The organism is Afipia sp. GAS231 (assembly GCF_900103365.1).
GTDB lineage: Bacteria > Pseudomonadota > Alphaproteobacteria > Rhizobiales > Xanthobacteraceae > Bradyrhizobium.
The window spans coordinates 2649843-2675888 of sequence record NZ_LT629703.1 but is presented as its reverse complement, the minus strand read 5'-3'; the positions used below and the strand labels follow the sequence as shown (position 1 = coordinate 2675888).

The 26046-nt window shown below is 62.9% G+C and carries 22 protein-coding genes; 18 read left to right on the top strand and 4 right to left on the bottom strand.

Features of this window, described 5'->3' with window-relative positions:
- The first annotated feature begins 47 nt into the window (after nucleotides 1-47).
- The 3 genes from aspT (at nucleotide 48) to BLS26_RS12700 (ending at nucleotide 4362) form a co-directional block, all read left to right on the top strand.
- A complete protein-coding gene (aspT, locus tag BLS26_RS12710) occupies nucleotides 48-1748 on the top strand; it encodes an aspartate-alanine antiporter (RefSeq protein ID WP_092517995.1) in 1701 nt (566 codons plus the stop codon).
- Between the two features lie 24 nt (nucleotides 1749-1772).
- Nucleotides 1773-3365: a bifunctional aspartate transaminase/aspartate 4-decarboxylase gene (locus BLS26_RS12705; protein ID WP_092511524.1), complete on the top strand. Its 1593-nt coding sequence runs from the start codon at nucleotides 1773-1775 to the stop codon at nucleotides 3363-3365.
- A gap of 229 nt (nucleotides 3366-3594) precedes the next feature.
- Nucleotides 3595-4362 (top strand): serine acetyltransferase, encoded by a 768-nt coding sequence (locus BLS26_RS12700; protein ID WP_092511522.1) that lies wholly within the window; start codon nucleotides 3595-3597, stop codon nucleotides 4360-4362.
- A 32-nt stretch (nucleotides 4363-4394) separates the two neighbouring features.
- Here the strand turns inward: BLS26_RS12700 and BLS26_RS12695 are convergent, their stop codons facing one another.
- From BLS26_RS12695 to BLS26_RS12685, 3 genes are all read right to left on the bottom strand, one after another.
- Nucleotides 4395-4778: a DUF2809 domain-containing protein gene (locus BLS26_RS12695; protein WP_244541926.1), complete on the bottom strand. Its 384-nt coding sequence runs from the start codon at nucleotides 4776-4778 to the stop codon at nucleotides 4395-4397.
- A gap of 9 nt (nucleotides 4779-4787) precedes the next feature.
- Nucleotides 4788-5708 carry a DUF817 domain-containing protein gene (locus BLS26_RS12690; RefSeq protein WP_244541925.1) on the bottom strand — a complete coding sequence of 307 codons (921 nt, stop codon included), beginning with the start codon at nucleotides 5706-5708 and terminating at the stop codon, nucleotides 4788-4790.
- A gap of 319 nt (nucleotides 5709-6027) precedes the next feature.
- On the bottom strand, nucleotides 6028-6990 hold the full coding sequence (locus BLS26_RS12685; protein WP_092511518.1) for an IS110 family transposase: 963 nt from the start codon (nucleotides 6988-6990) through the stop codon (nucleotides 6028-6030).
- Between the two features lie 1068 nt (nucleotides 6991-8058).
- Between BLS26_RS12685 and tolQ the strand changes: the two genes are divergently transcribed.
- The 7 genes from tolQ (at nucleotide 8059) to pal (ending at nucleotide 15826) form a co-directional block, all read left to right on the top strand.
- Entirely contained in the window at nucleotides 8059-8772 is a 714-nt protein-coding gene (tolQ, locus tag BLS26_RS12675; protein ID WP_074819449.1) for a protein TolQ, read from the top strand.
- Between the two features lie 37 nt (nucleotides 8773-8809).
- On the top strand, nucleotides 8810-9280 hold the full coding sequence (locus BLS26_RS12670; protein ID WP_092511514.1) for a biopolymer transporter ExbD: 471 nt from the start codon (nucleotides 8810-8812) through the stop codon (nucleotides 9278-9280).
- A 7-nt stretch (nucleotides 9281-9287) separates the two neighbouring features.
- Nucleotides 9288-10220 (top strand): cell envelope integrity protein TolA, encoded by a 933-nt coding sequence (locus tag BLS26_RS12665; protein WP_092517993.1) that lies wholly within the window; start codon nucleotides 9288-9290, stop codon nucleotides 10218-10220.
- Between the two features lie 68 nt (nucleotides 10221-10288).
- Nucleotides 10289-11620, top strand: a complete 1332-nt coding sequence (tolB, locus tag BLS26_RS12660) for a Tol-Pal system beta propeller repeat protein TolB (RefSeq protein WP_092517992.1) — start codon at nucleotides 10289-10291, stop codon at nucleotides 11618-11620.
- Nucleotides 11621-11803: 183 nt separating this feature from the next.
- Nucleotides 11804-14134 carry a bifunctional diguanylate cyclase/phosphodiesterase gene (locus BLS26_RS12655; protein WP_092511512.1) on the top strand — a complete coding sequence of 777 codons (2331 nt, stop codon included), beginning with the start codon at nucleotides 11804-11806 and terminating at the stop codon, nucleotides 14132-14134.
- A 147-nt stretch (nucleotides 14135-14281) separates the two neighbouring features.
- Entirely contained in the window at nucleotides 14282-15019 is a 738-nt protein-coding gene (locus BLS26_RS12650) for a hypothetical protein (protein WP_092511510.1), read from the top strand.
- Nucleotides 15020-15334: 315 nt separating this feature from the next.
- Complete coding sequence (pal, locus tag BLS26_RS12645) at nucleotides 15335-15826, top strand: peptidoglycan-associated lipoprotein Pal (RefSeq protein ID WP_092511508.1); 492 nt, start codon at nucleotides 15335-15337, stop codon at nucleotides 15824-15826.
- A 49-nt stretch (nucleotides 15827-15875) separates the two neighbouring features.
- On the opposite strand, the gene BLS26_RS12640 is transcribed toward pal, so the two are convergent.
- Nucleotides 15876-16745 carry an alpha/beta fold hydrolase gene (locus tag BLS26_RS12640; protein ID WP_092511506.1) on the bottom strand — a complete coding sequence of 290 codons (870 nt, stop codon included), beginning with the start codon at nucleotides 16743-16745 and terminating at the stop codon, nucleotides 15876-15878.
- Nucleotides 16746-16931: 186 nt separating this feature from the next.
- Here BLS26_RS12640 and ybgF point away from each other — a divergent pair, with 186 nt between their 5' ends.
- From ybgF to BLS26_RS12600, 8 genes are all read left to right on the top strand, one after another.
- A complete protein-coding gene (gene ybgF / locus BLS26_RS12635) occupies nucleotides 16932-17957 on the top strand; it encodes a tol-pal system protein YbgF (protein WP_092511504.1) in 1026 nt (341 codons plus the stop codon).
- 50 nt (nucleotides 17958-18007) lie between these two features.
- Nucleotides 18008-19036 carry a tRNA lysidine(34) synthetase TilS gene (tilS, locus tag BLS26_RS12630; RefSeq protein ID WP_092511502.1) on the top strand — a complete coding sequence of 343 codons (1029 nt, stop codon included), beginning with the start codon at nucleotides 18008-18010 and terminating at the stop codon, nucleotides 19034-19036.
- A gap of 255 nt (nucleotides 19037-19291) precedes the next feature.
- Nucleotides 19292-21214, top strand: coding sequence for an ATP-dependent zinc metalloprotease FtsH (ftsH, locus tag BLS26_RS12625; RefSeq protein ID WP_092511501.1), 1923 nt, complete (start codon nucleotides 19292-19294; stop codon nucleotides 21212-21214).
- Nucleotides 21215-21305: 91 nt separating this feature from the next.
- Entirely contained in the window at nucleotides 21306-21827 is a 522-nt protein-coding gene (locus tag BLS26_RS12620; RefSeq protein ID WP_092511499.1) for a DUF2867 domain-containing protein, read from the top strand.
- A complete protein-coding gene (locus tag BLS26_RS12615) occupies nucleotides 21824-22267 on the top strand; it encodes a DUF3052 family protein (RefSeq protein ID WP_092511497.1) in 444 nt (147 codons plus the stop codon). The genes BLS26_RS12620 and BLS26_RS12615 overlap by 4 nt, the downstream gene beginning before the upstream one ends.
- Nucleotides 22268-22437: 170 nt before the next feature.
- Nucleotides 22438-23595: an ABC transporter substrate-binding protein gene (locus BLS26_RS12610; protein ID WP_244541983.1), complete on the top strand. Its 1158-nt coding sequence runs from the start codon at nucleotides 22438-22440 to the stop codon at nucleotides 23593-23595.
- A 224-nt stretch (nucleotides 23596-23819) separates the two neighbouring features.
- The gene (locus BLS26_RS12605) at nucleotides 23820-25043 is read left to right on the top strand and encodes a glycosyltransferase family 87 protein (RefSeq protein ID WP_092511495.1); all 1224 of its coding nucleotides are present in this window, start codon (nucleotides 23820-23822) and stop codon (nucleotides 25041-25043) included.
- 198 nt (nucleotides 25044-25241) lie between these two features.
- Nucleotides 25242-25916 (top strand): TetR/AcrR family transcriptional regulator, encoded by a 675-nt coding sequence (locus BLS26_RS12600; RefSeq protein WP_092511493.1) that lies wholly within the window; start codon nucleotides 25242-25244, stop codon nucleotides 25914-25916.
- Nucleotides 25917-26046 lie beyond the last annotated feature (130 nt).

Sequence of the window (26046 nt, the reverse complement as noted above, 5' to 3'; positions counted from 1 at the left end):
CCCCGACTCCCATTCCTGCCTGGCGATTTTGAAAGAAGCTCATGGACATGATCCACCAACTTGTCACAGCGCAGCCCCTGCTGGCCCTCTTCGTCACTATCGCGCTCGGCTACTTGGCCGGAAAAATCAGAATAGGTGGCTTCGTACTCGGCGGTATCGCCGGAACGCTGCTGGTCGGTGTCCTGATTGGTCAGTTCGGTGTCGCAATCGATAGCGGCATCAAGGGCGTGTTCTTCGCACTCTTCATCTATGCCGTTGGCTTCCAAGGCGGGCCGCAGTTCTTTCATGCGCTGAACCGACGCTCCCTGAACCAACTCGCTTCCGCATTCGTCATGTGTCTGACCGGTTTGCTCTGCGTGCTCGCCGCGGCCTGGCTGTTCGGGCTCGATCGCGGTTTGGCGGCCGGACTTGCGGCCGGTGGTCTGACGCAATCGGCGATTATCGGAACTGCCGGCGACGCCATCGGCAAGCTCGGGCTCGCGCCCGAGTTGATCAAGACCATGCAGACCAACGTCGCGGTCGGATACGCCGTTTGCTATCTCTTCGGCTCGCTGGGGCCGATCGTCATGGTGAGCTGGTTTCTGCCGCTCATCATGAGGTGGAACATCCGGACCGAAGCCGTCAAGCTGGCCAAGGTGCTATCAGGCGGTCGCGCCGAACTCGAACCTGGTGAATTCAATGCAGCCAGCCAGATCGCGACTCGTGTCTATGAGGTGGGGACGGACAGCAAAGCCACCGGCCTCACCGCGATCGAGATCGACAGGCAGCTCTCAGACGCCTCCGTTGAGGCCGTCTATCGCGAGGGCAAGACGCTCGATCTCAATGAGGCCGTTGTCGTTGCTGCAAGTGACAGAGTAGCGATCACCGGGATTATTTTGCAACAGGCAGCCGCAGCAGTCCTGTTCGGTCGCGAAGTGACACCGTCCAACGGCCTGTTACTGGTCCAGGAAAACCGCGAGATCGTTCTCACCAATCACGCATTGAGCGGTCGTGCGATCAGCGAAATCCACGATCACGTCAACGTCGAAACGCGCCACGGCGTGTTTCTGACGGCAGTCAAGCGCATGGGTCTGGATCTGCCCGTGCTGGACAAGCTTCAACTCAAGCGCGGCGACGAATTGCATTTCACCGGAAGTCCGGCCGATCTCGATCGCGTGGAGCCGAAGATCGGCTACCGGATCACCGCTGCGGCGGTCACCGACTTTGTGTTCTTCGGCCTCGGCATGTCGATCGGTCTGTTGATCGGCATGATCGAGTTCAGAATCTGGGGCATCCCGATCTCGATCGGAAGCGGCGGCGGTTGTCTGTTGGCCGGTCTGCTGTTTGGCTGGCTGCGCAGCGTACATCCGAACTTCGCGGCGCTGCCGGTCGGCGCGTCAAACTTTCTGCGCGATTTTGGCCTGGCTGTGTTCGTCGGCATCGTCGGTATCACCGCGGGCCCCCAGGCCCTGGTCGCCATCGAGAAATACGGATTGACGCTGTTCTTCTTGGGCGTCGGTGTAACCCTGATCCCGCAGATCGTCACCTTCTTCTTCTCTTACTATGTTCTGCGCATTCAAAATCCGATCGAGGCACTCTCATGCGTCGCCGGCGGCCGCAGTGCCAACCCGGCATTTGCGGCTCTTTTGACGAAGGCAGGCAATGCCACGCCGGTGGTGTCGTTCACCGTCACCTATGCCGTTGCCAACGTGTTTCTCACCCTGTGGGGACCGCTGATCATCGGCATCATCGCAAAAAATGCATCGTAACAGATCAGCATCGAGGAATTCAGCATGTTAGAGCGCAATTTCAAGCAATACGCTGCTCTCAGTCCGTTCGAACTCAAGGACAAGCTCATCGCGGTTGCGTCCTCGGACGCGCAGCGACTGATGCTGAATGCCGGACGCGGCAATCCCAATTTTCTGGCGACGTTGCCGCGCTGGGCGTTTCTCAGTCTGGGCGATTTTGCGCTGCGTGAATCGGAGCGCTCCTACTCATATCTCGACAGCGGCTTCGGTGGCCTGCCCGAGCACCAGGGAATCGCGCAGCGCTTCGAGGCCTATACCGTGAACCACAGGCAGACCGACGGGGTGTGGTTCCTGCGTGCAGCGATCTCCTATGTCAGCGATCAGCTCGGCCTCGACCGGGATGCGTTTCTGTTCGAAATGGTCAGCGCGTTTCTGGGCAGCACTTATCCGACTCCGCCACGGATGCTTTGCCATGTCGAGGAGATCGTAAAGGCCTATCTGGCTCAGGAGATGTTCGGGCCGTTGCCGCCCAGCGGTGCGTTCTCGGTCTTCGCGACTGAGGGTGGAACAGCTGCCATGACCTATATCTTCCAGACCTTGCGCATGAACGGGTTGATCAAGCCGGGCGACAAGATTGCCATGGCGACGCCGATATTCTCGCCCTATCTGGAAATTCCCGTACTTGCGGAATACGGACTCGAGATCGTCGACATACGCATGGACCGTGTCGATGACTGGCAGCTGCCGCAGGCGGAAATCGACAAGCTGATGGATCCCGCCATCAAGATATTCTGCCTGGTCAATCCGAGCAATCCACCGTCGTCGAAATTGTCGGACGCCGTTCTCGATCAATTGGCCGCAACGGTCGCGAAGCGGCCGAATTTTCTGATCGTGACCGACGATGTCTACGGCACTTTCGCTGACGACTTCGTTTCGCTGTTTGCGAAATGCCCAAAAAACACCCTGTGTGTGTATTCGTTCTCGAAATTTTTTGGTGCGACCGGCTGGCGGCTCGGCGCGATGGCCCTGCACGAGGATAATGCCTTCGATGCCTCGCTGGCGGCTCTGCCGGAGGCCACCAAGCTTCTGCTCGACAAGCGCTACAGTTCACTGACCACGACGCCGCGAGATCTGCGGTTCATCGATCGCCTGGTCGCCGACAGTCGTGCGGTGGCGCTTAACCACACGGCAGGTCTTTCGGTGCCGCAGCAGTTGCAGATGGCGTTGTTTGCCCTGAGCGGACTGATGGACCGCGAACATCGTTACAAGGACGCGGCGAAGCAGTTGATCCGAAAGCGGTACCTCACCCTGTACCGCCACATGGGTGTGGTGGCGCGGCATGAGCTCAATGACGTGAATTACTACTCCCTAATCGACCTGCAGGAGATCGGGGGGACACTTTATGGGCCGGAGTTCAAGGCATGGTTCATCAGGAGCAACCTCGGAGTCGGTTTTCTATTCCGTCTCGCCGAGGAGACCGGCGTCGTCCTGCTGCCGGGCAACGGGTTCGAGGTGGTCGATACCTCGGCACGGGTCTCGCTCGCCAATCTGACCGAGATTGAATATGCTTCGATCGGAAAGTTCACCCGTCAGGTTCTCGACGAGTGCCATGCGGACTTTGTGAAAGCCTCTGCATGATTCGTTCCTGATGTCGGCCAAGCCACGAGGGAGCTTTCGCCTGCGTCCGCCGTATTGCAGAGGCTGAGCAACGAAGTACCGAAGGAGATGCCCAACGTCGGTCCGCACAGGCCCTTCCAGCAACCAAATATCGGTGGCATTCTGGAAGAACCCAAGTGCTGTGGTTGGAGCGAATATTACGGCTACGTAAACCTGGATGAGGCTGTTTAACGCTAAGGGGCTGACGTCCATGATTCAGAACGCAATCGTAACGGCCGAGCAGCTTTGGCTTTCCGTTCGCCGCGAGGCCGAAAGCGCTCTCGCTCGCGATCCGCTGTTTGGCGGCAGGTCGACGCGTGCGATCCTCGATCATGCCGATCTCGGCAGCGCGGTGGCGCATCAGATCGGCGAATGGCTCGGCAAGAGCGCGGCGGAACGCGCGCAATTTGCGCGGCTCGCTTCCGAGGCGCAGCGCGCGTCGCCGGATATGGTCGAGGCGGCAAGCCGGGATCTGCAAAGCGTTGCCATTCAGGATCCGGCTGTCACAAGCTTGCTGCCGCCATTTCTGAATTACAAGGGATACGTCGCACTGCAGGCCTGGCGGGTGTCGAACTGGCTTTGGCTTGCCGACCGCACCGACCTGGCGCTGATGTTGCAGAGCCTGTCGTCGGATACCCTGCAGGTAAGCATCCATCCCTCGGCTTCGATCGGTACGTCGGTGCTTCTCGATCATGCCACCGGCATTATCATCGGCGCCTACGCCGTCGTCGGCGACGAGGTGACGATCATGCAAAACGTCACGATCGGCCGAAAGCAGGCGATGCCCGGCCGGGCGCCCAGAATCGGGCGCGGCGCGTATATCAGCTCGGGCGCGACGATCCTCGGCGATATCAGCATCGGCGATTTCGCCAAGATCGGCGCCGGATCGGTGGTCGAGCACGACGTGCCGGCGGGATGCACCGCGGTCGGCGTTCCCGCGCGGCTGACCAATTGCCCCGAGCCGGCGCTTGCGGTCTGATCGCAGCCTGAGAAATGCGCCCGCGGTGGCGCTCAGACACGGGAGGGTCGCAGCGCGACCTTGTCGAACAGACATATCGCTGCGATTCCGATCAAGTAGGCGACGATATCCCACCACGAAAAAAAACGGCCGATCAGCAGCACCCCGATCGTGGTGCTTCGAAATGCGTCCAGCGCCGGCGTGTGCAGGAGCTGGCTGAACTCGATGCTGATGGCCAGGAGGCTTGCAGCTATCGCCTTTCGCAACAGCCCTCGGCTCGGCTGCAGGCACGCGATCGCGGCATAGACCATGGCGCCCCACACGATCGAGCCGGAATATTTTGCCACTGCGTGAGGCAGCCCCAGCAGCGGCGACCGCACCAGCAGACCTGCGCCGATCAGGAGCGCCGTCAGCACGGCATATTTGATACGCGGCATGACGGGCATTCAAACGTTTTCCGGAATTGGGCTTCGCTGCGGCGTCCGATCCGCCGCACCCATGGCTGCCGGCTTGTTGATCAGCGCCACCAACGTGTAGCTGATGATCAGAAGCAAGTACCACGATCCGAGCTTGGCAACCGACACCATTGACCAGCCTTTGATCTGGCCGGGATAGATCCACGTCCTGCTGTAGGTCCCGAGATTTTCCGAAAACCAGATGAACAGCGCGACCAGAACCAGCCCGAGCAGCAATGGCATCGAGCGATAGACGTTCCAGACCTTGAAATGGATGCGCGTGCGCCCAAACAGAAAGAGCGAGGCGGCAAACAGCACCAGGCGCATGTCGGGAACATAATGATGGGCGAAGAAATTGACGTAAATGGCGAGGCTCAGTACCACCAGCGTCCAGACCGGCGGGTGACGTTCGAAGCGGAAGTCGAATAGCCGCCAGGCGCGGCACAGATAACTTCCGACGCACGAATACATGAAGCCGGTGAACAGCGGCACGCCGCCGATGCGGAACAAGCACGGTTCCGGATAGATCCAGGAACCTACCGACGTCTTGAACAGCTCCATCGCCGTTCCGACGGCGTGATAGAGCAAAATGACCTTGGCTTCCTCTGATGTTTCGAGGCGCGCCGCGAGCAGCAATACCTGCAGCCCAAGCGCGCACAGGAACAGGAAATCGTAACGGGCGAGCGGCAGCCCTGCCGGATACCAGAAGTGGGTGGCGATCATCAGCGCCACCATGATGCCGCCGAACAGGCAGGCCCATGCCTGCTTGATCCCGAAACGGATGAATTCATAGAGCCACGCCGTGGCGCGCCGCGCCGCCATTCGCTGGGCGAAGCGCCGTTCGGTGCGGATGAAGCGGGCCAGCGGGGGCCAGAGCGTTGCCGCCGAAGTTGGTTGATCCGGAATTTCCAAACGGCCTCGCTGAACCCATCCTGCAACGTGCCGTTCAAGGTGCGACAAAATAGCCCGACGGGCAAATCACCAAAAGTCTGTCCAGCCCTCCGCGCAAAAATATTCCGATTGGCACGTCGGGCAAATCAGCTGTAGGACTCCCGCCATCCTGTCCCACCAGAGCAACTGTGCTGAAGTAAACCGGCGATCGGCCGGGCCTCAAGGCTGGCGCGGGGCGCGCCCCGCCTTCGGCGGCTTACGGCCTTGACCCCGTCCGCTCTCCGGTCTGTTGGCTTGGCATGCGCTCGGTCGATGACCGAGCGCGAGAGGATGCACTCGCTCAACTCAGCGCGTAACGGCTGGGGTCCCATTTCTGCCGTCGGGCGATCAGCGTGTTGCAGATGACGATCAGCTTGCGCATGCAGGCAATGAGCGCGACTTTCGGCTTCTTGCCCTTGGCGATCAGGCGTCGATAGAAGGCCTTGAGCGCCGGGTTGTTCTGCGTGACGGCCCCGAGACAGGGCATGTAGATCGCAGTGCGAATCCAGCGGCGGCCACCCTTGATATGACGCTCGCCGCGCCGTTGGCCACTATCGTCATCGTAAGGAGCCGCACCCAATAATGCGGCGGCGACCTCGTTGCTAACCTGCCCAAGCTCCTGCATGCCCGCGACGAGGTTCGCGGCGCTCGTCGCGGCGAAGCCAGGCACGCTCGCGATGATCTCGGCACGCTCGGCAAGGTGTGGCGTGGCCTTGATCTTGGCCGCAATGGCGGCCTCTAGCCCAGCAATTTCGCGGGCCAGGTTCTTCAAGATGCGGGCATGGGCTTTCTGAACCAATCCTGGTGCAGCATGCTCATTCTGGCTCTGCAAGCGCGTCTTGAGATCACCCAGACCGATGCGCGCTTTCACCAGCGCCAGCAACTCCTCGCGTGCGGCATCGTGGGTCTGGCTCGGCGCCTCGGTAAATATCTCGGCGAACCAGGCGATCATCTCCGCGTCGATCACATCGTTCTTTGCCAGCCGGCCGGCCGATAGCGCGAAGCTGCGGACGCGTTTGGGGTCGACGATCCGCACCTCGACACCGGCCTGGCGCAGTAGCTTGGCCCAGTCCCGCTCATAGCCGCCACTGGCCTCCATGACGGCCTTGTTCACCTTGTGCTTGCGCAGCCAGGCAACCAACCGGCGATGCCCCTGCGCGCTGCTCGGGTACGGTTGCCGCAGTGCCAGCACGCGAATGCATGCATCAATCTTGTCCTTGGCGACATCGATGCCCACGACGATGAGACCGTTTTGTGCCATCATCCACTCCCTTCCTTGCTCGGTACGGGCTCGAAGCCCTTGCAACTGTTCGGGTTGAGGAAGACGCCGGAGCTGTCCCTCGCTCTGGTACAGGCTCTGTCGCCTTTGGGGCGTACGGGCTCAGTTCCAGCAACGGGCGGTTGGTCCGCAACCGCCCGTTCGCTCATTCTGCCAAATTTTTTGGACACAAGGGGCGTCGGCCATCGTCGCAAACGAGGGGCAGGGAGCGGTGGACGCGGCAGCACGCGAGACGAACGGGCTGCTGCGTACGGTGAAATCGTTTGGGTCCGACGCCCCGATGCAGGCGTCAAGTTCGAAGGCGGCCAACGCTGCCGGAGAGCGATGGTGTCACAAAAAGCAGGGTCACCAGGACGATCTCGTATAAGCCGTAAAGCCATTGCGCAGGGAAGGCCGGCTGCCTCCGCCAAACCTGTATGCTCATGTGCAGCCTATTCTTGTGCAACACGCACATGAGACCGCGGGTGCGGCGCGCACCCGGTCTTCCCTGCGCCCTCTGATTGGGAGGGCTGAGGTCGATTGCAAAACTCCGGGCGCATCGCGTCGCGGGAACGATCTCCGCTGTCATCGCCCGCCTTGTGCGCAATTGCGCACTGGGGCGGGCGACCCAGTATTCCAGAGGCAGCAGTGATGGATCCGATGGGCCGCGGCGTACTGGGTCGCCCGGTCAAGCCGAGCGATGACAGTGGGGGGCTTTTGACGATTCCCGCCAAAATGGAACCCCGCCTAACCCGCCGTTCCGGCTGCATTTCCGGCAGCCAAATTCCCCTTTGGTAACCTCGCGTTAACCACGCGTAGCGTCTGGTTGGAGGCGTAATGACGCGCGAATAGCCCTCGTTTTGACATGTTGGCAGGGGATGCAGGACCCGGCTTTCGGCGGGCCCCCCATGTGACGCAAAGTGAGGCTCATGCGCTGGCGCATATCGCCGCGCCCGACGCGCGGCTGTGGAACCGGCAGCCCGTTGCTCCGGAAGATTTGGGACCGAACATGATCCGGAAAAGTGGAAAAGATCATGCGCAAACCGGAGCGAGAGCGTTGAGAGGATACCGCCTATGAATCCCGCCGACGTGGCCCAATCAGCGCTGCCGCTGGCATCCAGCGACGTATCGCTGATCGCGCTGTTCCTGCAGGCCCACTGGGTCGTGAAAACGGTCATGCTCGGGCTATTGTCCTGCTCGGTCTGGGTCTGGGCGATCGCGATCGACAAGATCATCCTCTATTCCCGCACCAAGCGCGCCATGGACCGTTTCGAACAGGCGTTCTGGTCCGGGCAATCGATCGAGGAACTGTACCGCGCACTGTCGGCCAAGCCGACGCAGTCGATGGCGGCGTGTTTCGTCGCCGCCATGCGCGAATGGAAGCGCTCGTTCGAAAGCCAGACCCGTTCCTTTGCCGGCCTGCAGATGCGGATCGAGAAGGTGATGAACGTCTCCATCGCCCGCGAGGTCGAGCGGCTGGAACGGCGGCTGCTGGTGCTGGCGACGGTGGGTTCAGCCGGGCCGTTCGTCGGCCTGTTTGGAACCGTCTGGGGCATCATGTCGAGCTTCCAGTCGATTGCGGCCTCAAAGAATACCTCGCTGGCGGTGGTCGCCCCCGGCATCGCGGAGGCGCTGTTTGCCACCGCCATCGGCCTTATCGCTGCCATTCCGGCGACTATTTTCTACAATAAGTTCATTTCCGAGGTGAACCGGCAGGCCCAGCGCCTGGAGGGTTTCGCGGATGAATTTTCGGCCATCCTGTCGCGCCAGATCGACGAGCGGGCGTGAGCGGCGATATGATGAATAGATCGGTGAGATCAATATCATGGCGATGAACATGGCAGGTTCGTCGGGTGGCGGCCGACGCGGCCGGCGTCGTGCGGCTGTCATGGCGGAGATCAACGTCACGCCGATGGTCGACGTCATGCTGGTGCTCTTGATCATCTTCATGGTCGCAGCACCCCTGATGACCTCGACCATCGACATCGATCTGCCGATCGCCAGCGGCGGCAAGTCGCTGGCCTCGAATGCGCCGCCGCTGACGCTGTCGGTGAAGCGCACCAACGGCGCCTGCAATTCGAACGTCGAACTTTATCTGGGCGATACGCTGATCTCGTCCAGTGACCTGTTGCCCAAGATCAAGGCGATCCGGGAGACCCGGTCGGATGCCGACAGCGTGGTCTATCTGCGTGGCGATAAAGACGTCTGTTACACGGATATGATGAAATTATTGGGGTATATTAGGACCGCGGGGTTCAAGGCGAATATCGTCATCGTTCCGGAGCAGGGCTCCTGAGGTGAACTTGAAGGTCAAGGTCGACAAGACACTGGCTGCGTCTGTTGTCCTGCACGTCCTCGTGCTGGGATGGACGATGGTGTCGTTTTCGACCCGCGCGCTCGAAATGACGCCGGAAGATTCCGTTCCGGTGGACGTCGTCTCGCCCGATCAGCTCGCCCATATCATGGCCGGCATGAAGACCGGCAAGAAGGAAAACCCGAAGCCGCTGGTCGACAAGATCGCCGAAGCCAAGCCGGTCGACGATGCCGTCGGCAAGGTCAGCGAGAAGCCGCCGGTCGTCACCGACACCGCGCCGCCGCCACAGCCGAAGATCGAGGAAAAGCCGGTCGAGAAAAAGCCCGATCCGCCGAAGGTGGTCGAGAAGCCGAAGGAAGAACCGAAGCCGATCGAGAAGAAGCCGGATCCGGTCAAGCCCGATCCGATCGCCGAAGCGATCAAGAAGGAAGAAAAGAAGCCGCCGCCAAAACCAGTGCAGGCTGCCGCCAAGCCGCCTGAGGTGAAGCCGAAGATCGTGGAACGGCACTACGATCAGTCCCAGATCGCGGCTCTCCTCGACAAGCGCGATCCGACGCGCCAGGCCGCGACCGGCGACACGCTGAATTCCAACGCTGCCCTCGGCCTGTCGAAGGGTGCTGCCGCCGACAATTCCGCGACCTGGGGCGCGATGTTCAAGCAGCAGGTCGAGCGCTGCTGGAAAAAGCCCTATGGCGGCATCGAGCAGCAGAAGTCCGAAGCGGTGTTCGCGATCAAGCTGAAGCGCGACGGTTCGCTGGAAGGCATGCCGGTTCCCGAAGGCACGCCGGCGACGCCTTACCTGCGCGTCTATCAGGAGAGCGCGTTGCGCGCGATCATCGAATGCCAGCCGTATAAATTGCCCGCGGCGTTTTTCGAGGAATGGAAATATTTTGCGCCGGTTTTCACCGAACAGAAAACCTGACATTCGGCCCGCGATCACCAATATGAGCAAAGCTTGAAGCGATGACCGACAAAAATGGATTGCCCCACATGCCGTTCCGCCTGAGCCGCCGGCAGATCATTTCCGGAATGGCAGCGCTAGGCGCTGTCGCCGGCGGTCGCAACGCTTTCGCGCAGGGGCCGAAGCGCATTATCGTTCCCGAGGGCGAATTCACCCCGCTGCCGATCGCGATCCCGAACTTCGTGGCGGGCACGCCTGGAGACGCCGAGGTCGGCGCCGGCGTGGCGCAGGTCATTACCAACAATCTGAAGCGCAGTGGATTGTTCGCGCCGATCGACCAGGCCGCCTTCATCGAGCGCATCACCAATATCGACACCGCGCCGCAGTTCCAGAGCTGGAAGACCATCAACGCGCAGGCGCTGGTGACCGGCCGCATGACCCGGCAGGGCGACGGCCGTCTCAAGGCCGAGTTCCGCCTCTGGGACGTCAACACCGGCCAGCAGCTCACCGGTCAGCAATATTTCACCTCGCCGGAATACTGGCGGCGGATCGCGCACATCATCTCCGACCAGATCTACGAGCGGCTGACCGGCGAAAAAGGCTATTTTGACAGCCGCGTCGTGTTCGTCGACGAGACCGGGCCGAAGGAGCGCCGCGTCAAGCGGCTGGCGCTGATGGACCAGGACGGCGCCAATGTCCGTTACCTGACCAAGGGAAGCGACCTGGTGCTGACGCCGCGGTTCTCGCCGTCGACCCAGGAAATCACCTACATGGAGTTCGGCCAGGGCGATCCCAGGGTCTACCTGTTCAACATCGAGACCGGGCAGCGCGAGATCGTCGGCAATTTCCCCGGCATGTCGTTTTCGCCGCGATTCTCGCCGGACGGCCAGCGCGTCATCATGAGCCTGCAGCAGGGCGGCAACTCGAACCTGTTCGTGATGGACCTGCGGTCGAAGACCACGACCCGGCTGACCGATACGCCGGCGATCGACACCTCGCCGTCCTACGCGCCGGACGGCAGCAAGATCTGCTTCGAATCCGACCGCGGCGGAAAGCCGCAGATCTATGTGATGCCGGCCGGCGGCGGCGGGGCGCAGCGGATCTCGTTCGGCGAGGGCAGCTATTCGACCCCGGTGTGGTCGCCGCGCGGCGATTATATCGCGTTCACCAAGCAGGGCGGCGGCCAGTTCTCGATCGGCATCATGAAGACCGACGGCTCGGGCGAGCGCATCCTTACCTCGGGCTTCCACAATGAAGGGCCGACATTCGCGCCGAATGGCCGGGTCCTGATGTTCTTCCGCGAGCCCGGCGGCGGTGGCGGGCCCTCGCTGTTCACCATCGACATCTCCGGACGCAACGAATTGCGGGTTCCCACACCTGGTTTTGCGTCCGATCCGGCGTGGTCCCCGCTGTTGTCCTGAAGCGAGGCGGCAGCAACCAGAACGTCGCAGGGGCTCGGCAAACGTTGCCTAGCCTGCTGATTTTTCGAGCAGATTTCCACAACCGGAAACCGACGGCAACGTATCGGTAACGATGTTCCCTCAGAAAGACTTCATCTGCAAAGGGTAGAACGGCGTGGTTGGACAGGATCGCGTACGCCCATAATGCAGCTTGCAAACCAAACCGCAGAGCACGACCAAAATGTCTCGCCGTCGACTTACGCGGCGCTGATCGATTCGCTGTTTCAGAACGCGGCGCCATTGTTCGCGGGCGCGGTGATGGTTGCGTTCGCGGCGGCGATGACGGCGCTCAAGACCGATGTCATGCTGCTCTGGCCCTGCGTCGCATTTCTCATGCTGATCGGTGCCATTCGCGCCGTTGAGATGCATCTGTACCGCAAGCGCAAGTTAGCCTTGACCGCCGATGAAGCGTCACGCTGGGAAAGGCGCTATCAATTCTGGGCGATCGTCTATGCCGCAGCCCTCGGCACCTGGTGTTCGGTCGCCTTGCTGAGCAGCAATGACGCCGTCGCTCACATGATCTGCCTGGCGGTCACCACGGGCTACGTCGCGGCCGGTGCCGGGAGGACGTTCGGCAGGCCGCGGATCTTCCAGGTGCAGATCGCACTCGCCTGCGGCCCGACCTCGATCGCGCTGGCGATGCACGGCACGCCTTATTACATCGGAATGGCCTGCGTCAGCGGCGTGTTCTTCCTGGCGCTGCGGCAGATCACGACCAACCTGCAGGAAATCTTTGTCCGGGCATTGGTGGCGCGCGAGCGCGAGGCCGCGCTGGCGAACCAGTTCGACACTGCCTTGAATAACATGCCGCATGGGCTGTGCATGTTCCGCGCCGACGGCCGGCTTGCAGTCATGAACTATCGCTTCAGCGAAATGATGGATCTGTCCGACGATTTGGTGCAGCGGGGCGTCACAGCGTCCGACATCATGGCGGCCGGCGTCGCCGCGGGTTCGGTCTCCCCGGCCAGCAGCCGGATGATCCTGGCGGAAATCGAGGATACGCAGGCGCGGGACATGATCACGACCGATCCCGACGTGGTGCGGGGCCGGTCGTTGTCGTGGACGTTCCAGCCGATGGCGGACGGCGGCGCCGTCGTGCTGCTCGAAGACATTACCGAGCGGCGCAATGCGGAAGCCCGCATCAGTCATCTGGCCCGCTACGACGAACTCACGGCGTTGCCGAACCGGGTCAATTTCCGCGATGAAATCGGACGGCTGCTGGCGATCCAGCAGGGCGCCGAGCAATTGTCGGCGCTGCTGTTCGTCGATCTCGACCAGTTCAAGCAGGTCAACGACACGCTCGGGCATCCATGCGGCGACCAGTTGCTGTGCGCGGTGGCCGATCGGTTGCGCGAGATGCTGCGGCCCGAGGATTTTGTGGCGCGGTTCGGCGGCGACGAGTTCGTCGTGTTCCAGCAGAACATCCATTCCGCAGATGACGCCGCGGGTCTCGCCCGGCGCATCGTCGACCGGCTGAGCGAACGCTACAAGATCGACAATCATCTGGTCGAGATTGGCGCCAGCGTCGGTATCGCCATGAGCACGCGCGGCGTCAGCGCCGATACGCTGCTCAAGAACGCCGACATGGCGCTGTACCGCGCCAAGGCCGATGGCCGCGGTACCTTCTGCTTCTTCCGCGACGAGATGGCGCAGGTCGTCGAGGCGCGCCGTACCCTCGAACTGGACCTGCGCAGGGCGTTGGCCAACGAGGAGTTCGAGCTCTACTACCAGCCGCTGGTCAACCTCAAGTCGGGCAGAATATCCACCTGCGAAGCGCTGCTGCGCTGGAATCATCCGGTTCGCGGCACTGTTTCCCCCGTCGACATCATTCCTGTGGCCGAGGATATGGGCCTGATCGTCGACCTTGGCCGCTGGATTTTGCGCAAGGCCTGCATGGAATGCATGAAGTGGCCCGAAGGCGTCAGCGTCGCCGTCAACTTTTCGCCGCAGCAGTTTCACCAGCGCGATGTACTGAGCGAAGTCCGCTACGCGCTCGAGGTCTCCGGCCTGCCGGCGAACCGTGTCGAGATCGAGATCACGGAATCCTCGCTGTTGCGCAATACGCAAATGACACATGATGTGCTGTCGCAATTGCGGTCGCTCGGCGTGCGGATATCGCTGGACGACTTCGGCACCGGCTATTCCAGCCTCAGTTATCTGCACAACTTCCCATTGCAGAAGGTGAAGATCGACCGCTCCTTCCTGGAAGGGATCGACAGCCATCGCCCGTTGACCTTGTTGCGCGGCGTGGCGCGGCTGTCGGCCGACCTCGGCATGTCGGTGGTGGTCGAGGGTATCGAAACCAACGAGCAGCTCGAGTTGATCAGCGCCGACGGCACGGTCAGCGAAGTGCAGGGCTACCTGTTCAGCCGGCCAGTGCCGGCGGCCCGGATCCGCCAGCTCCTGAACGTGTCGCACGGCCGGCGGCTGCCCGACGACCCCTTGCAGCTGGTTCCATCCCGCTCTATCGCTTGACGGTTGAGGCGAGCTGGCGCAACCTAAAGTTCGAGATGCTGCGGCGGCAGGTTAACCCTAATGACGTGATGGCTTTGCAATCTCGTTAACAAGCTGTTAATATTTAGACCGCTCGCAGAAGTTGCTTGTAAGTGTTAGGAGTACTGCATGAGGTCCCCGGCCGAGGCATCCACGACGGCCACGGGGCGGAGTTCGGACTGGCTAAATCAAGCCGACTACCGTCTTGCAACAACGCCAGAGGAAAAGGACGAAATCTACAGGCTGCGCTATCGGGCTTACTTGCGCGAGGGTGCCGTCCGTCCTTCTGCTGACCAGCGCGTGGTAGACAGTTACGAAGACGCTCCCAACGCGTGGACATTCGGCGTTTACTTCAACGGCGAACTCTACAGCTCGATCCGCATCAGCGTGCTGACGTCCGAATGGCGGCTGTCGCCTTCGGTCGAACTGTTCGGCGATGTGCTGCATCCTGAGCTGGACAAGGGCAGGATCTTCATCGATTCAACCCGCTTCGTCGCAGACCCCGACAAGGCCCGTAATTTCCCTGAGCTGCCTTATGTGACCGTGAGGCTCGGTTCCATGGCCGGCGTTTACTTCAACGCCGATTATGGACTAGCGATCGTTCGTCCGGAGCATCAGGCATTCTACCGTCGGGTGTTCCTGCAGGAAACCTGGTGCGAGCCGCGATTGTATCCGGGCCTGGTGAAGCCGGTTGGATTGATGGCTGCGCATCTGCCGACGGTGCGGGAACCGGTGCTTGCCCGTTATCCGTTCCTGCGTTCGACCGCGTTCGAGCGTCGGATGCTGTTTGAGCGCCCGGGCCAGCAGCAGCCTTCGCAGGATCCCACGGCCTCCTACGAGCGCGCTTCCATCGTTCCGAGTTCCTGAACCGGCCGGATCTGGTCTGTGGACCAGCCGGTCGGCAGATAAACCGGCAGATCCCGCTTGTATGAACGCCGATTCAGCCGCCTGGTGCAAAACCGGCGCGGCGAACGCCTGAAATCCGGTGATTCAGGCCTTGAACGCGCTTGCCTTCACCATCGCGCCACATTTACAAACCATTAACTATCACGGTCGCTTTTCGTCGTTCGTCGGCATTTGAGTGGGTCTGGCAACATCCCATCAAGGTTGACGGAACGTTCGCTTAACCATCGACCTGTAGACCGGAAGACAGTTCGAAAACGTGAGCGTGGAGGCTCCGGAATGACATATCAAATGCGTAACCTCCAGGGTTGGAAGTTGGTTGCGGTGCTTGCCGTGGCGCTGTCGATGGGCGCCTGCGCCAAAAACAACCTCGGCCCCGAAGGCGCGATGGCCAGTGCTGCGACCCCGGGCAGCCAGCAGGATTTCGTGGTCAACGTCGGCGACCGCGTGTTCTTCGAAAGCGACCAGACCGAGCTGAGCCCGCAGGCGATCGCCACGCTCGAGAAGCAGGCGCAGTGGCTGCAGACCTACAACCGCTACTCCTTCACCATCGAAGGCCATGCCGACGAGCGCGGCACCCGCGAATACAACATCGCGCTCGGCGCACGCCGCGCCCAGTCGGTGCGGACCTATCTTGCCTCGCGCGGCATCGATGCCAACCGCATGCGCACGATCTCCTACGGCAAGGAGCGCCCGGTCGCGGTCTGCAACGACATCTCCTGCTGGTCGCAGAACCGCCGCGCCGTCACCGTGCTGAACGCCAGCTCGTAACGCGTTCGTTCTCACTCCGAATTCCAACCGGCGCCTTCGGGCGCCGGTTTTATTTTAAGCGCACGATGAAGTCGCGGATCACGGCGGTCGCGCGCTCGGGCGCATCGGGCATGACCGCGTGGCCGCAATCGGTAAACCGTTCGAACTGCACCAGATGCGCCGGCAGCGCAGTGGCGATATCGGCCTGGCTCTCGATCGGATGGATCGGATCGTCCTCGCCACCGAGCACCAGCGTCGGGCACTGGATGCGATGCAGATCGCCGGACATGTCGAAGCCATTGCCTTCGCCGCCGGGCCGGGTGAACCAATGCAAGACCTCTGACCGATTGATGGCGCGGCGCGCCGTATCCGGATCGCGGCGCTTGCGGAAGTAGTGCGGTAGAGCCAGCCGTCCCCAGGCGTCGAGCGAGGCCTGGTCGTGGCCCTGTACTTCCAGAAAGCGCCGGCGCGCCAGGGCGCCCACTTCCGGGCCGCCAAAACGTTCGAACAGTTCGATGCGCCGGTTCAGATGTTCGGCGCCGGACGCGGCGGTGCTGATCAGGATCAGCTTCGAGGGGTGGGCCGGATGGCGGGTGGCGTAGGCCATCGCCACCATGCCGCCGAACGAGGCGCCGAGCACGATCGGATCGGTGATGCCGAGCACCTCGCAAAAGGCCCGCACGTCGTCGCCCCATTGCGCCAGATTCCAGCGCTCGCGCGGGCCGTCCTCGCTGCGGCCGTTGCCGCGATGGTCGAGATAGACGATCTGGGCGATATCGGCCATGGAGGAGTAGGCGGGCCGGTAGATCGAGTGGTCGGCGCCGGGGCCGCCGTGGAGCATCAGCAGCACCGGCTTTTCCCGCATCACGGGGCCGTCGGGGACGAACTTCGCACCCTCGACGTCGAAGAACAGCCGCACCCCGTTCACGGACACATGCATGGGCTGGCTTCCTTCAGCTAGATGAACGGAGCGGTCGACGATCACGCTTGCTTGTTTTGAAGCCGATACTAAACCATAGCGTAATCCAGCGTGCGGATTCGGAAACGCCAGTCACAATTCCGGCGTACTCCCTCCCTCAGTTCGTAGCGTTTCCGCGGTTCAACGCGATCTAATTGTCAGGGCAAAATGTCATCCAGATTTCCCCGAGCTGCCGGCGCTGCGGCCATCGCCGCGATGCTGGTTCTGTCCTCCCAGGCCTTTGCGCAATCCGACGATCCCGACTCGGAAATGCGGATCCAGCGGCTGGAAAACCAGCTCCGGCAACTGACCGGCCAGAACGAGGAACTGCAATACCGCAACCGGCAGCTCGAAGACCGGCTGCGGCAGCTCGGCGCATCGCCGGCCGCACCTGGTGGCCCGCCGCAGGCCGCTCAACCCCAAGCGGCGCAGCCCGGAATGGCCGCGCTGCCGCCGGTCCAGCCGAACCCCGGCTATCGCCAGCCGGGCTACCCGCAAGCTCAGCCGGGCTACGACCAGCAGCAGATCGCGGCGCCTGCGCCAATCGTTCAGGAGCCGGCCGCGCCCCAGGCGGGCGGCCGCCGCCGTGGCGATGCCTTCGACCCCAACCAGAATCCCAGCGCTCCCGGTGCGCCGCGTGCGTTGGGCGGCGGTCAATTGCCGATTGCGAACGAAGCGCCGGTCGGCGCTCCCGGTGGACGCGGCGCCGGCGAGCCGCTCGATCTCGGTGCCACCAGTCCGCGCGATCCGGGCGGCGCGCCGCCGCCACGCGGCCCCGCCAGTGCGGCGCTGACCACGCTGCCGCCGTCAGCGACGCCCAAGGACGAGTTCGATCTCGGCATCGGCTACATGCAGCGCAAGGACTACGCGCTGGCCGAAGAGACCATGAAGAACTTTGCGCAGAAATATCCGTCAGATCCCCTGATCGCGGATTCGCAATACTGGCTCGGCGAGAGCTACTTCCAGCGGCAGCAGTATCGCGACGCGGCGGAAGCCTTTCTCGGCGTGACCACCAAGTTCGACAAGTCCGCCAAGGCGCCGGATTCCCTGCTGCGGCTCGGCCAGTCGCTGGCGGCGCTGAAGGAAAAGGAAGCCGCCTGCGCCGCACTCGGCGAAGTGACGCGGAAATATCCGCGGGCCTCGACCGGCGTCAAAGCCGCAGTCGACCGTGAGCAAAAGCGGGTTAAGTGCTAACGTTGCCGCTGGTCGAGGTCGCTATTGGCCTCGCATAAGCCGGCGCCGCCATGCCCGACGACGACCATTCCCCGATTTCGGTAAACCAGGCCAAGCGCCTGTTCGCGGACTGGAAGGCCGCGCCCGCGCTTCTGCTCGCGGTCTCCGGCGGGCCGGATTCGATCGCGCTGATGTGGCTCGTGGCGCGCTGGCGCCGTGCCATGACGCGCGGCCCCCGGGTGATCGCCGTTACTGTCGACCATGGCTTGCGCAGCGAAGCCGCGCGCGAGGCGCGTGACGTCAAACGGCTGGCGAAGGAGCTCGATCTGCCCCACCGCACGCTGCGCTGGACCGGCGTCAAGCCGAAGACCGGATTGCCGGCGGCGGCCCGCGCCGCGCGCTACCGGTTGCTGGCACAGGCCGCCCGCGCCGGCGGCGCCACGCACATCCTGACCGCGCACACCCGCGACGATCAGGCCGAGACGCTGTTGATGCGGATGCTGCGCGGCAGCGGCATTGCCGGCCTCGCCGCGATGGCGCGGGAAAGCGAGCGCGAAGGTGTGCTTCTGGCGCGGCCGCTGCTCGACGTCCCGAAATCACAGCTCGTCGCGACGCTGAACAAGGCGAAGATCGCCTTCGCCGACGACCCGACCAATCGCGACGCCGCTTACACCCGCCCTCGCTTGCGGGCACTGATGCCTGTTCTCGCCGAGGAGGGCGGCGACAGCCGCAACCTGGCGCGATTGGCCTCGCGGCTGGCACGGGCGAATGCCGCGATCGAGGTGCTGGCCGATGGCGCTGAGCGTTATCTGGCGCTGAGGGATCGCAACGACGCTTCGCGCTTCGGGTTCGACGCTACAGCGTTTGCGAGCCTGACTGAGGAAATCCGGCTCCGGCTGCTGAAGCGGGCGATCGATCGCGTTGGTCACGAGGGGCCGGTGGAACTTGGCAAGCTGGAGACGCTGTTGGGGGCCCTGGATCGGGCCATTGCGGACGGCCAGCCGAGGCTGAAGCAAACCCTTGCCGGGGCCGTGATCGGGCTCGCCGGCGGCCGGATTCACGTCGATCCGGCACCGCCGCGTCGTGGCAAAACGGGATGAGGGAGAGCCCGACGTGGCGATATCCGGCCCAACGGGGCCGGCAACCTTAACCACCCCCGAAAAACTACTGAAACAACGCCATTATTTGACCGGGAATCGCGCTAGGATGCGTTAAATAGTCCTGCGTCGTTCCCTTGGCATCGCCCGGGGCGCCACCTAGATTGTATCCAGTTATCCGGGGATTCCCTCGTGGCTACCCAAGGGATACTGCCAAGGACATAAGGCCGCGATCCGCGCGACCACGAAGGAAGTTCAATGAACGCCAATCTGCGCAATTTCGCCCTCTGGGTCATCATTGTCTTGCTGCTGTTGGCACTGTTTACGCTTTTCCAGAATCCGGGTCAGCGCGCGTCCTCGCAGGACATCTCGTTCTCGCAGTTGCTGAGCGAAGTCGACCAGAACCATGTGCGCGACGTCGTGATCCAGGGGCCGGAGATTCACGGCACCTTCACCAACGGCTCCTCGTTCCAGACCTATGCGCCGAACGATCCGACGCTGGTCTCGCGCCTGTACAACGGCAAGGTCTCGATCACCGCGAAGCCGCCCGGCGACAACGTGCCGTGGTTCGTGTCGCTGCTGGTCTCCTGGCTGCCCTTCATCGCACTGATCGGCGTCTGGATCTTCCTGTCCCGGCAGATGCAGGGCGGCGCCGGCAAGGCGATGGGCTTCGGCAAATCGCGCGCCAAGATGCTGACGGAAGCGCATGGCCGCGTCACGTTCGAGGACGTCGCCGGCGTCGACGAGGCCAAGCAGGACCTGCAGGAGATCGTCGAGTTTCTGCGCGATCCCGGAAAATTCCAGCGCCTCGGCGGACGGATTCCGCGCGGCGTGCTGCTGGTCGGCCCTCCCGGCACCGGCAAAACCCTGATCGCACGCGCGGTCGCGGGCGAAGCCAACGTGCCGTTCTTCACGATTTCGGGTTCGGACTTCGTCGAAATGTTCGTCGGCGTCGGCGCCAGCCGTGTCCGTGACATGTTCGAGCAGGCCAAGAAGAACGCGCCCTGCATCATCTTCATCGACGAAATCGATGCGGTCGGCCGTCATCGCGGCGCCGGTCTCGGCGGCGGCAATGACGAGCGCGAGCAGACCCTCAACCAGTTGCTGGTCGAGATGGACGGCTTCGAAGCCAATGAAGGCGTGATCCTGATCGCGGCCACCAACCGTCCCGACGTGCTCGATCCCGCGCTGCTGCGTCCCGGCCGTTTCGACCGCCAGGTGGTGGTGCCTAACCCCGACGTCGTCGGTCGCGAGCAGATCCTCAAGGTTCACGTCCGCAAGGTGCCGCTGGCGCCGGATATCAACCTCAAGACCATCGCGCGCGGCACGCCGGGCTTCTCCGGCGCCGACCTGATGAACCTCGTCAACGAAGCCGCGCTGACGGCTGCCCGGCGCAACAAGCGCATGGTGACGCAGGCCGAGTTCGAAGAGGCCAAGGACAAGGTGATGATGGGCGCCGAGCGCAAGTCGCTCGTCATGACCGAGGAAGAGAAGATGCTGACGGCCTATCACGAGGGCGGCCACGCCATCGTCGGCCTCAACGTCGTCGCCACCGATCCGATCCACAAGGCCACGATCATTCCGCGCGGACGTGCGCTCGGCATGGTGATGCAGCTGCCCGAGCGCGACAAGCTGTCGATGTCGCTCGAGCAGATGACCTCGCGCCTCGCGATCATGATGGGCGGACGCGTCGCCGAAGAACTGGTGTTCGGCAAGGAAAAGGTGACGTCCGGCGCATCGTCCGACATCGAGCAGGCGACACGGCTGGCGCGCATGATGGTGACGCGCTGGGGTCTCTCCGAGGCGCTCGGCACCGTGTCCTACGGCGAAAACCAGGACGAGGTGTTTTTGGGCATGTCGGTTTCCCGCACCCAGAACGCTTCGGAAGCCACGGTTCAGAAGATCGACACCGAGATCCGGCGTTTTGTCGAAGAAGGCTACAACGAAGCCACGCGAATCCTGACCGAGAAGCGCGCCGACCTTGAAGCGCTGGCCAAGGGTCTGCTCGAGTTCGAAACGCTGAGCGGCGACGAAATTCAGGACCTGCTCGACGGCAAGAAGCCCAATCGCGAGTCGGTGCTGGAGCCGAACACGCCGCGGGCGTCTGCCGTGCCGCCGGCCGGCAAGTCGCGCCCGCGCCCCGATCCGGACGCCGGCCTGGAGCCGCAGCCGCAGGCTTAAGGCGCGGCGGTTCGCGTATCGGATTGATTTTGAACGGGCGCTTCGGCGCCCGTTCTGTTGTGGATGGCCTGCCTTGGTTGGGGAGTTCGGCATGTCCGTGATCGAATGTGACGTCCCCGCGAGCAGCGCGCTTGACCGGGACTTGATCGCGCGCTGCTATTTTCACGATTCATACCGGGTGCGGCTCAGCCGCACCGACCTTGGAATGGCGGATATCTTCTTTGCGGTGTTCGGCCACAAGCCGGGGTGGATCAAGTTGATGCTGGTGGCCCGCAACGCGGTAGCCGGCCTCGCCGGTCTGGAAGTGCCGACCGTTGCCGAAATCACCAATCCCGAGGTCAAGCGCGCCTACCGCGTCGGCGAGAAGATCGGGCCCTGGCCGATCTTCTTCATCGATGAAAATGAAATTGTCGCCGGCCGGGACAACAAGCACATCGACTTCAGGCTATCGGTGCTCAGGGCTGTCGACGGCGACGGGTCTAATATCGTCGTATCGACGGTTTGTACGGTGCATAACCTGTTCGGGAAGATCTATTTGTTCTTCGTCGTTCCCTTTCATCGCAGGGGCGTCCGATTGCTGATGTCCCGCGCGGTTGCGGCGCAGCGGTTGTGACCGGCTATTCCGGCAAACCGGTTGTGCAGAAGCTCGGCGTCAAGCCGGGCTTTCGAATCCTTTGCGCCGGCGCGCCTGCCGCCTACGCCGACATCGTCGGCAAATTGCCTGATGGTGTGACGATGGTGCGCGCCGCGAAGGCGCCGCTCGACATGGTGCATCTGTTCGCGACCGAAGCCAAAGGGCTAGCTGCCAAGCTGCGCGACTACCGCAAGGTAATCGCGCCTGCCGGCATGATCTGGGTGTCGTGGCCGAAGAAGTCTTCCGGCGTCGTGACCGACCTGAACGATATCGTGGTGCGCGACACCGCGTTGCCGCTTGGTCTCGTCGATATCAAGGTCTGCGCGATCGACGACACCTGGTCCGGATTGAAATTTGTGATCCCCAAGGATCAGAGGACCGATCAGAGGGCCGGGCCGGTACGCAAGCGGCCAAGGTAGTCCGCGCTCCTTTGCACCAGCTGCGCGGCAAATGGGCTTGGCGTCCGCCGCGGCATCATGGCATGTTTGCGTTGCCCGGAACTGCGCCGTCAGAGCGCGGCGGCAACATGGGAGGCAGGTCGATGCGTTGGATCGTGGGATTTGGCGCGCTCAGCGCCGCCGCTTGTCTGATGTTGCCGGTGGTAGCTCATTCGGCCGAAATGCGCGGCGTCACCGCTACCGAAATCAGGATAGGCCAAACCATGCCCTATAGCGGGCCGGTGTCGGCGTTCGGCGCGCTCGGCAAGGGCGAGGTCGGCTACTTCAAGATGGTCAACGAGCGCGGCGGCATCAACGGCCGCAAGGTCAACCTGATCTCGCTCGACGACAGCTACGCGCCGCCGAAGACGGTGGAGCAGACGCGGCGGCTGGTGGAGAGCGACGAGGTCGCGCTGATCTTTTCCTCGATCGGCACCGCACACAACACCGCGATCGCGAAATACCTGCAATCCAAGAACATCCCGCAACTGTTCCTGGCCTCCGGCGCCTCGAAATTCGCCGACATCGCCCAATTCCCGCAGGCGACTGTCGGCGTGCAGGCGCCGTTCCGCTATGAAGCGCGGCTTTACGCGCGGTATGCGCTGGCGAAAAATCCGAACGCCAAATTCGCCGTGATTTCGCAGAACGATGATTTCGGCCGCGACTATCTCGCCGGCCTGAAGGACGCGCTCGGCGAAAAATATGATTCCGTCGTCACCGGCGCGACCTATGAGATTTCCGATCCGACGATCGATTCCCAGATCGTGAAACTGAAGGCCTCCGGCGCCGACGTCTTCGTGATCGCGGCGACGCCGAAATTCGCCGCGCAGTCGATCCGCAAGGCGTTCGAGATAGGCTGGCGGCCGCTGACGTTCCTCTCCAATGTCGCGGTTTGGATTTCCACGGTGATGGAGCCGGCGGGCGTCGAGGCCGGCACCGGCATTCTCTCCACCGCCTACGTCAAGGATCCAGACGATCCGGCCTGGAAGGACGATGCCGGCGTCAAGGGCTGGCGCGAGTTCATGACCAAATACGTTCCCGACGCCGACCAGCACGACACCAACTACGTTAATTCCTATAACAGCGCGATGGCGCTGGAGGCGGTGCTGAAGGCCTGCGGCGACGATCTGTCGACCGAAAATATTCTCAAGCAGGCCTATTCGATCAGGGATCTGGAATTGCCGATGCTGCTGCCGGGCATCAAGGTCAATACCTCGCCGACCGACCATGTGCCGGTCGACCAGATGCAGTTCATGCGCTTCAACGGCAAGACCTGGGATCGTTTCGGTGAATTGCAGACCGGGAATTGAGTGGCGGGTAAGTGTCATTCCGGGGCGATGCGTCAGCATCGAACCCGGAATCTCGAGATTCCGGGTTCGCCGCTTCGCGTCGCCCCGGAATGACGGCGGTTGAGGAGCGCCGAAAATCCCGCGCCTCCGTTCCCAAACCTTAAGAATTCCTCAACGCAGCCGGGCCTATTGCTGAAGGGGTGCGCGCGCTCAAACAGGCCGCGCGCAAGCCCTGAGGACCTCGCATGGCTGCTTCCGTTTCCACTTCCGCGACCGCGCCGGATCCGGGCGCTATTCCCGCATCGCTGGTGAAGGCGTGCTTCGTGCTGTTCGTCATCAACGCATCGTTCTTCCCGACCGCGTATTTTTCGCATTGGTGGATCTACGATGTGGACGGCTTGGGAATCCCGACCGACTTCGTCAACGTCTGGGCTGCCGGCCGCCTGGTGCTCGATGGTCATCCGGCGCAGGCCTATGACTGGGTGATCCAGAAGCAGGTCGAGGTCGAGCTGCTGGGGCAGGACTTCGTTGGCTATTTCGCCTGGCACTATCCGCCGCCATTCCTGTTCGTCGCGTCGCTGCTGGCGCAGTTTCCCTATGCGGTCGCGTTCATCGGCTGGATGGCCGTCAGTATCGTGCCGTATCTCGCGGTCATGCGCGCCATCGTCGGCCGCAACTTCGGCTTCCTGCTCGCGCTCGCCGTCCCGGTCGTGTTCAGCAACATCTTCGTCGGCCAGAACGGCTTCCTCACCGCAGCATTGATCGGCGCCACGCTCTATCTGTTGCCGGTGCGGCCGATCCTCGCCGGCATCTGTCTCGGGCTGCTCAGCTACAAACCGCAATATGGGCTGCTGTTTCCGGTGGTGCTGATTGCCGCCGCGCAATGGCGCGCGTTCTTTGCCGCCGGCGTCACCGTCGTTGCGCTGGTGTTTGTGTCCTGGCTCGCGTTCGGCACCGAGAGCTGGCAGGCCTTCTTCCACTGGATGCCGATGTTCTCGCAGGCGTTCCTGACCGAGGGCAAGGCACCGTGGTGGAAGCTGCAGAGCATCTTCGCGCTGGTGCGGTATTTCGGCGGCACCGAACAACTGGCCTGGGGATTCCAGTGGGTGCTCACGGCGTCCGTCGCCGTCGTGCTGGCACTGCTGTGGCGCAGCCGCGTGCCCTATACGGTGAAGGCCGCCGCACTTGCCGTCGGCACGCTGCTGACCACGCCCTATCTCTTCATGTACGACGTAATGGTGCTCGCCATTCCCGTAGCCTTCCTGGTCCGCATCGGTCTCAGGCAAGGCTTCCGCGCTTACGAACTTCCGGCGCTCGGCTGCGCCGCACTTCTGATCGTTGGCTTCATCTGCTCCGGCGTGCCGCTCGGGTTCGGCGCCACGCTGATCGTGGCCGCGCTGGTGCTGCGCCGCGCCGGCCCCTGGTGGCGCCGCGAGCCAGCGCCCGTGCTGGCTGCCGCGAGCGCTTAAGGCTTCCCGAGCCCGCTCGCTGGCTGCTGCCACTTTCGTGGTCATTCCAGCTTCGTAAATCCGTCTTGTCAGGCGGTCTGAATAGTTGTTCACTTCTTCAAAGCGGTTGGCGCTCAATCGCTCAAAATGTTGAAGAAGCGCGCGTTCCGAGGGCCCCCAAAGGCCTCCGCAGGGCGCGCTGGGGACGGAAGACGCGCCATGGTTTATCGGCGAACCCATCAGGTCGTGAAGCGGCTGGCAGCCCGGCGCGGTGCCATTCTGGCGGCGGCGCGGGATGCCGCGGCCGACGGCGGCATGGCCGCGGTCCAGATCGCACCGGTGGCGGTCCGGGCCAATGTCGCGGCCGGCACCGTCTATCGTTATTTCCCGTCCAAGGCCGATCTGATTTCGGAGCTGATCGCCGAAGTTTCGCGCGACGAACTGGCGGCGATCCGGCGGGCGGCGGATGCCGCGCCCGGTCCGTCCTCGGCGCTGGCGGCTGCCGTCACCACGGTTGCCGTCCACGTGCTGTCGCAGCGCAAGCTTGCCTGGGGCATTCTGGCCGAGCCGGTCGATGTCGATGTCTCGGAATCACGGCTTGCCAGCCGCCGCGAAATCTCCGGCGAGATCGCCGCCCGGATCGATGCCGCGGTGCGCGCCGGACACCTGCCGGCGCAGGACACCGCGCTTGCCGCCACCGCGCTGCTCGGCGCGTTGCACGAAGCTTTGGTGGGCCCGCTGGCGCCTGACAACAAGGACGATTCCGGCAAGCTGCGCGACGCCGTGCAGACCGTGACGCTGCTGGCGCTGCGCGCCGTCGGCGTCATGGACGCCCGCGCCCGCGGCCTCGTGGTGCAGGCGGTGCTGCCGGCGAAAACGCTGGTCGGTGCCTAGAGCCCCGTTCCGATTGAATCGGAACGGGGCTCTAGATTCTTGTTTTGACGCGTTTTCTACCGCAGATAAGTCTACGCAATCTGCGCAAGCTTGATTGCTATGCGAACCGGTGCCTACTTCGCTTGAAAAC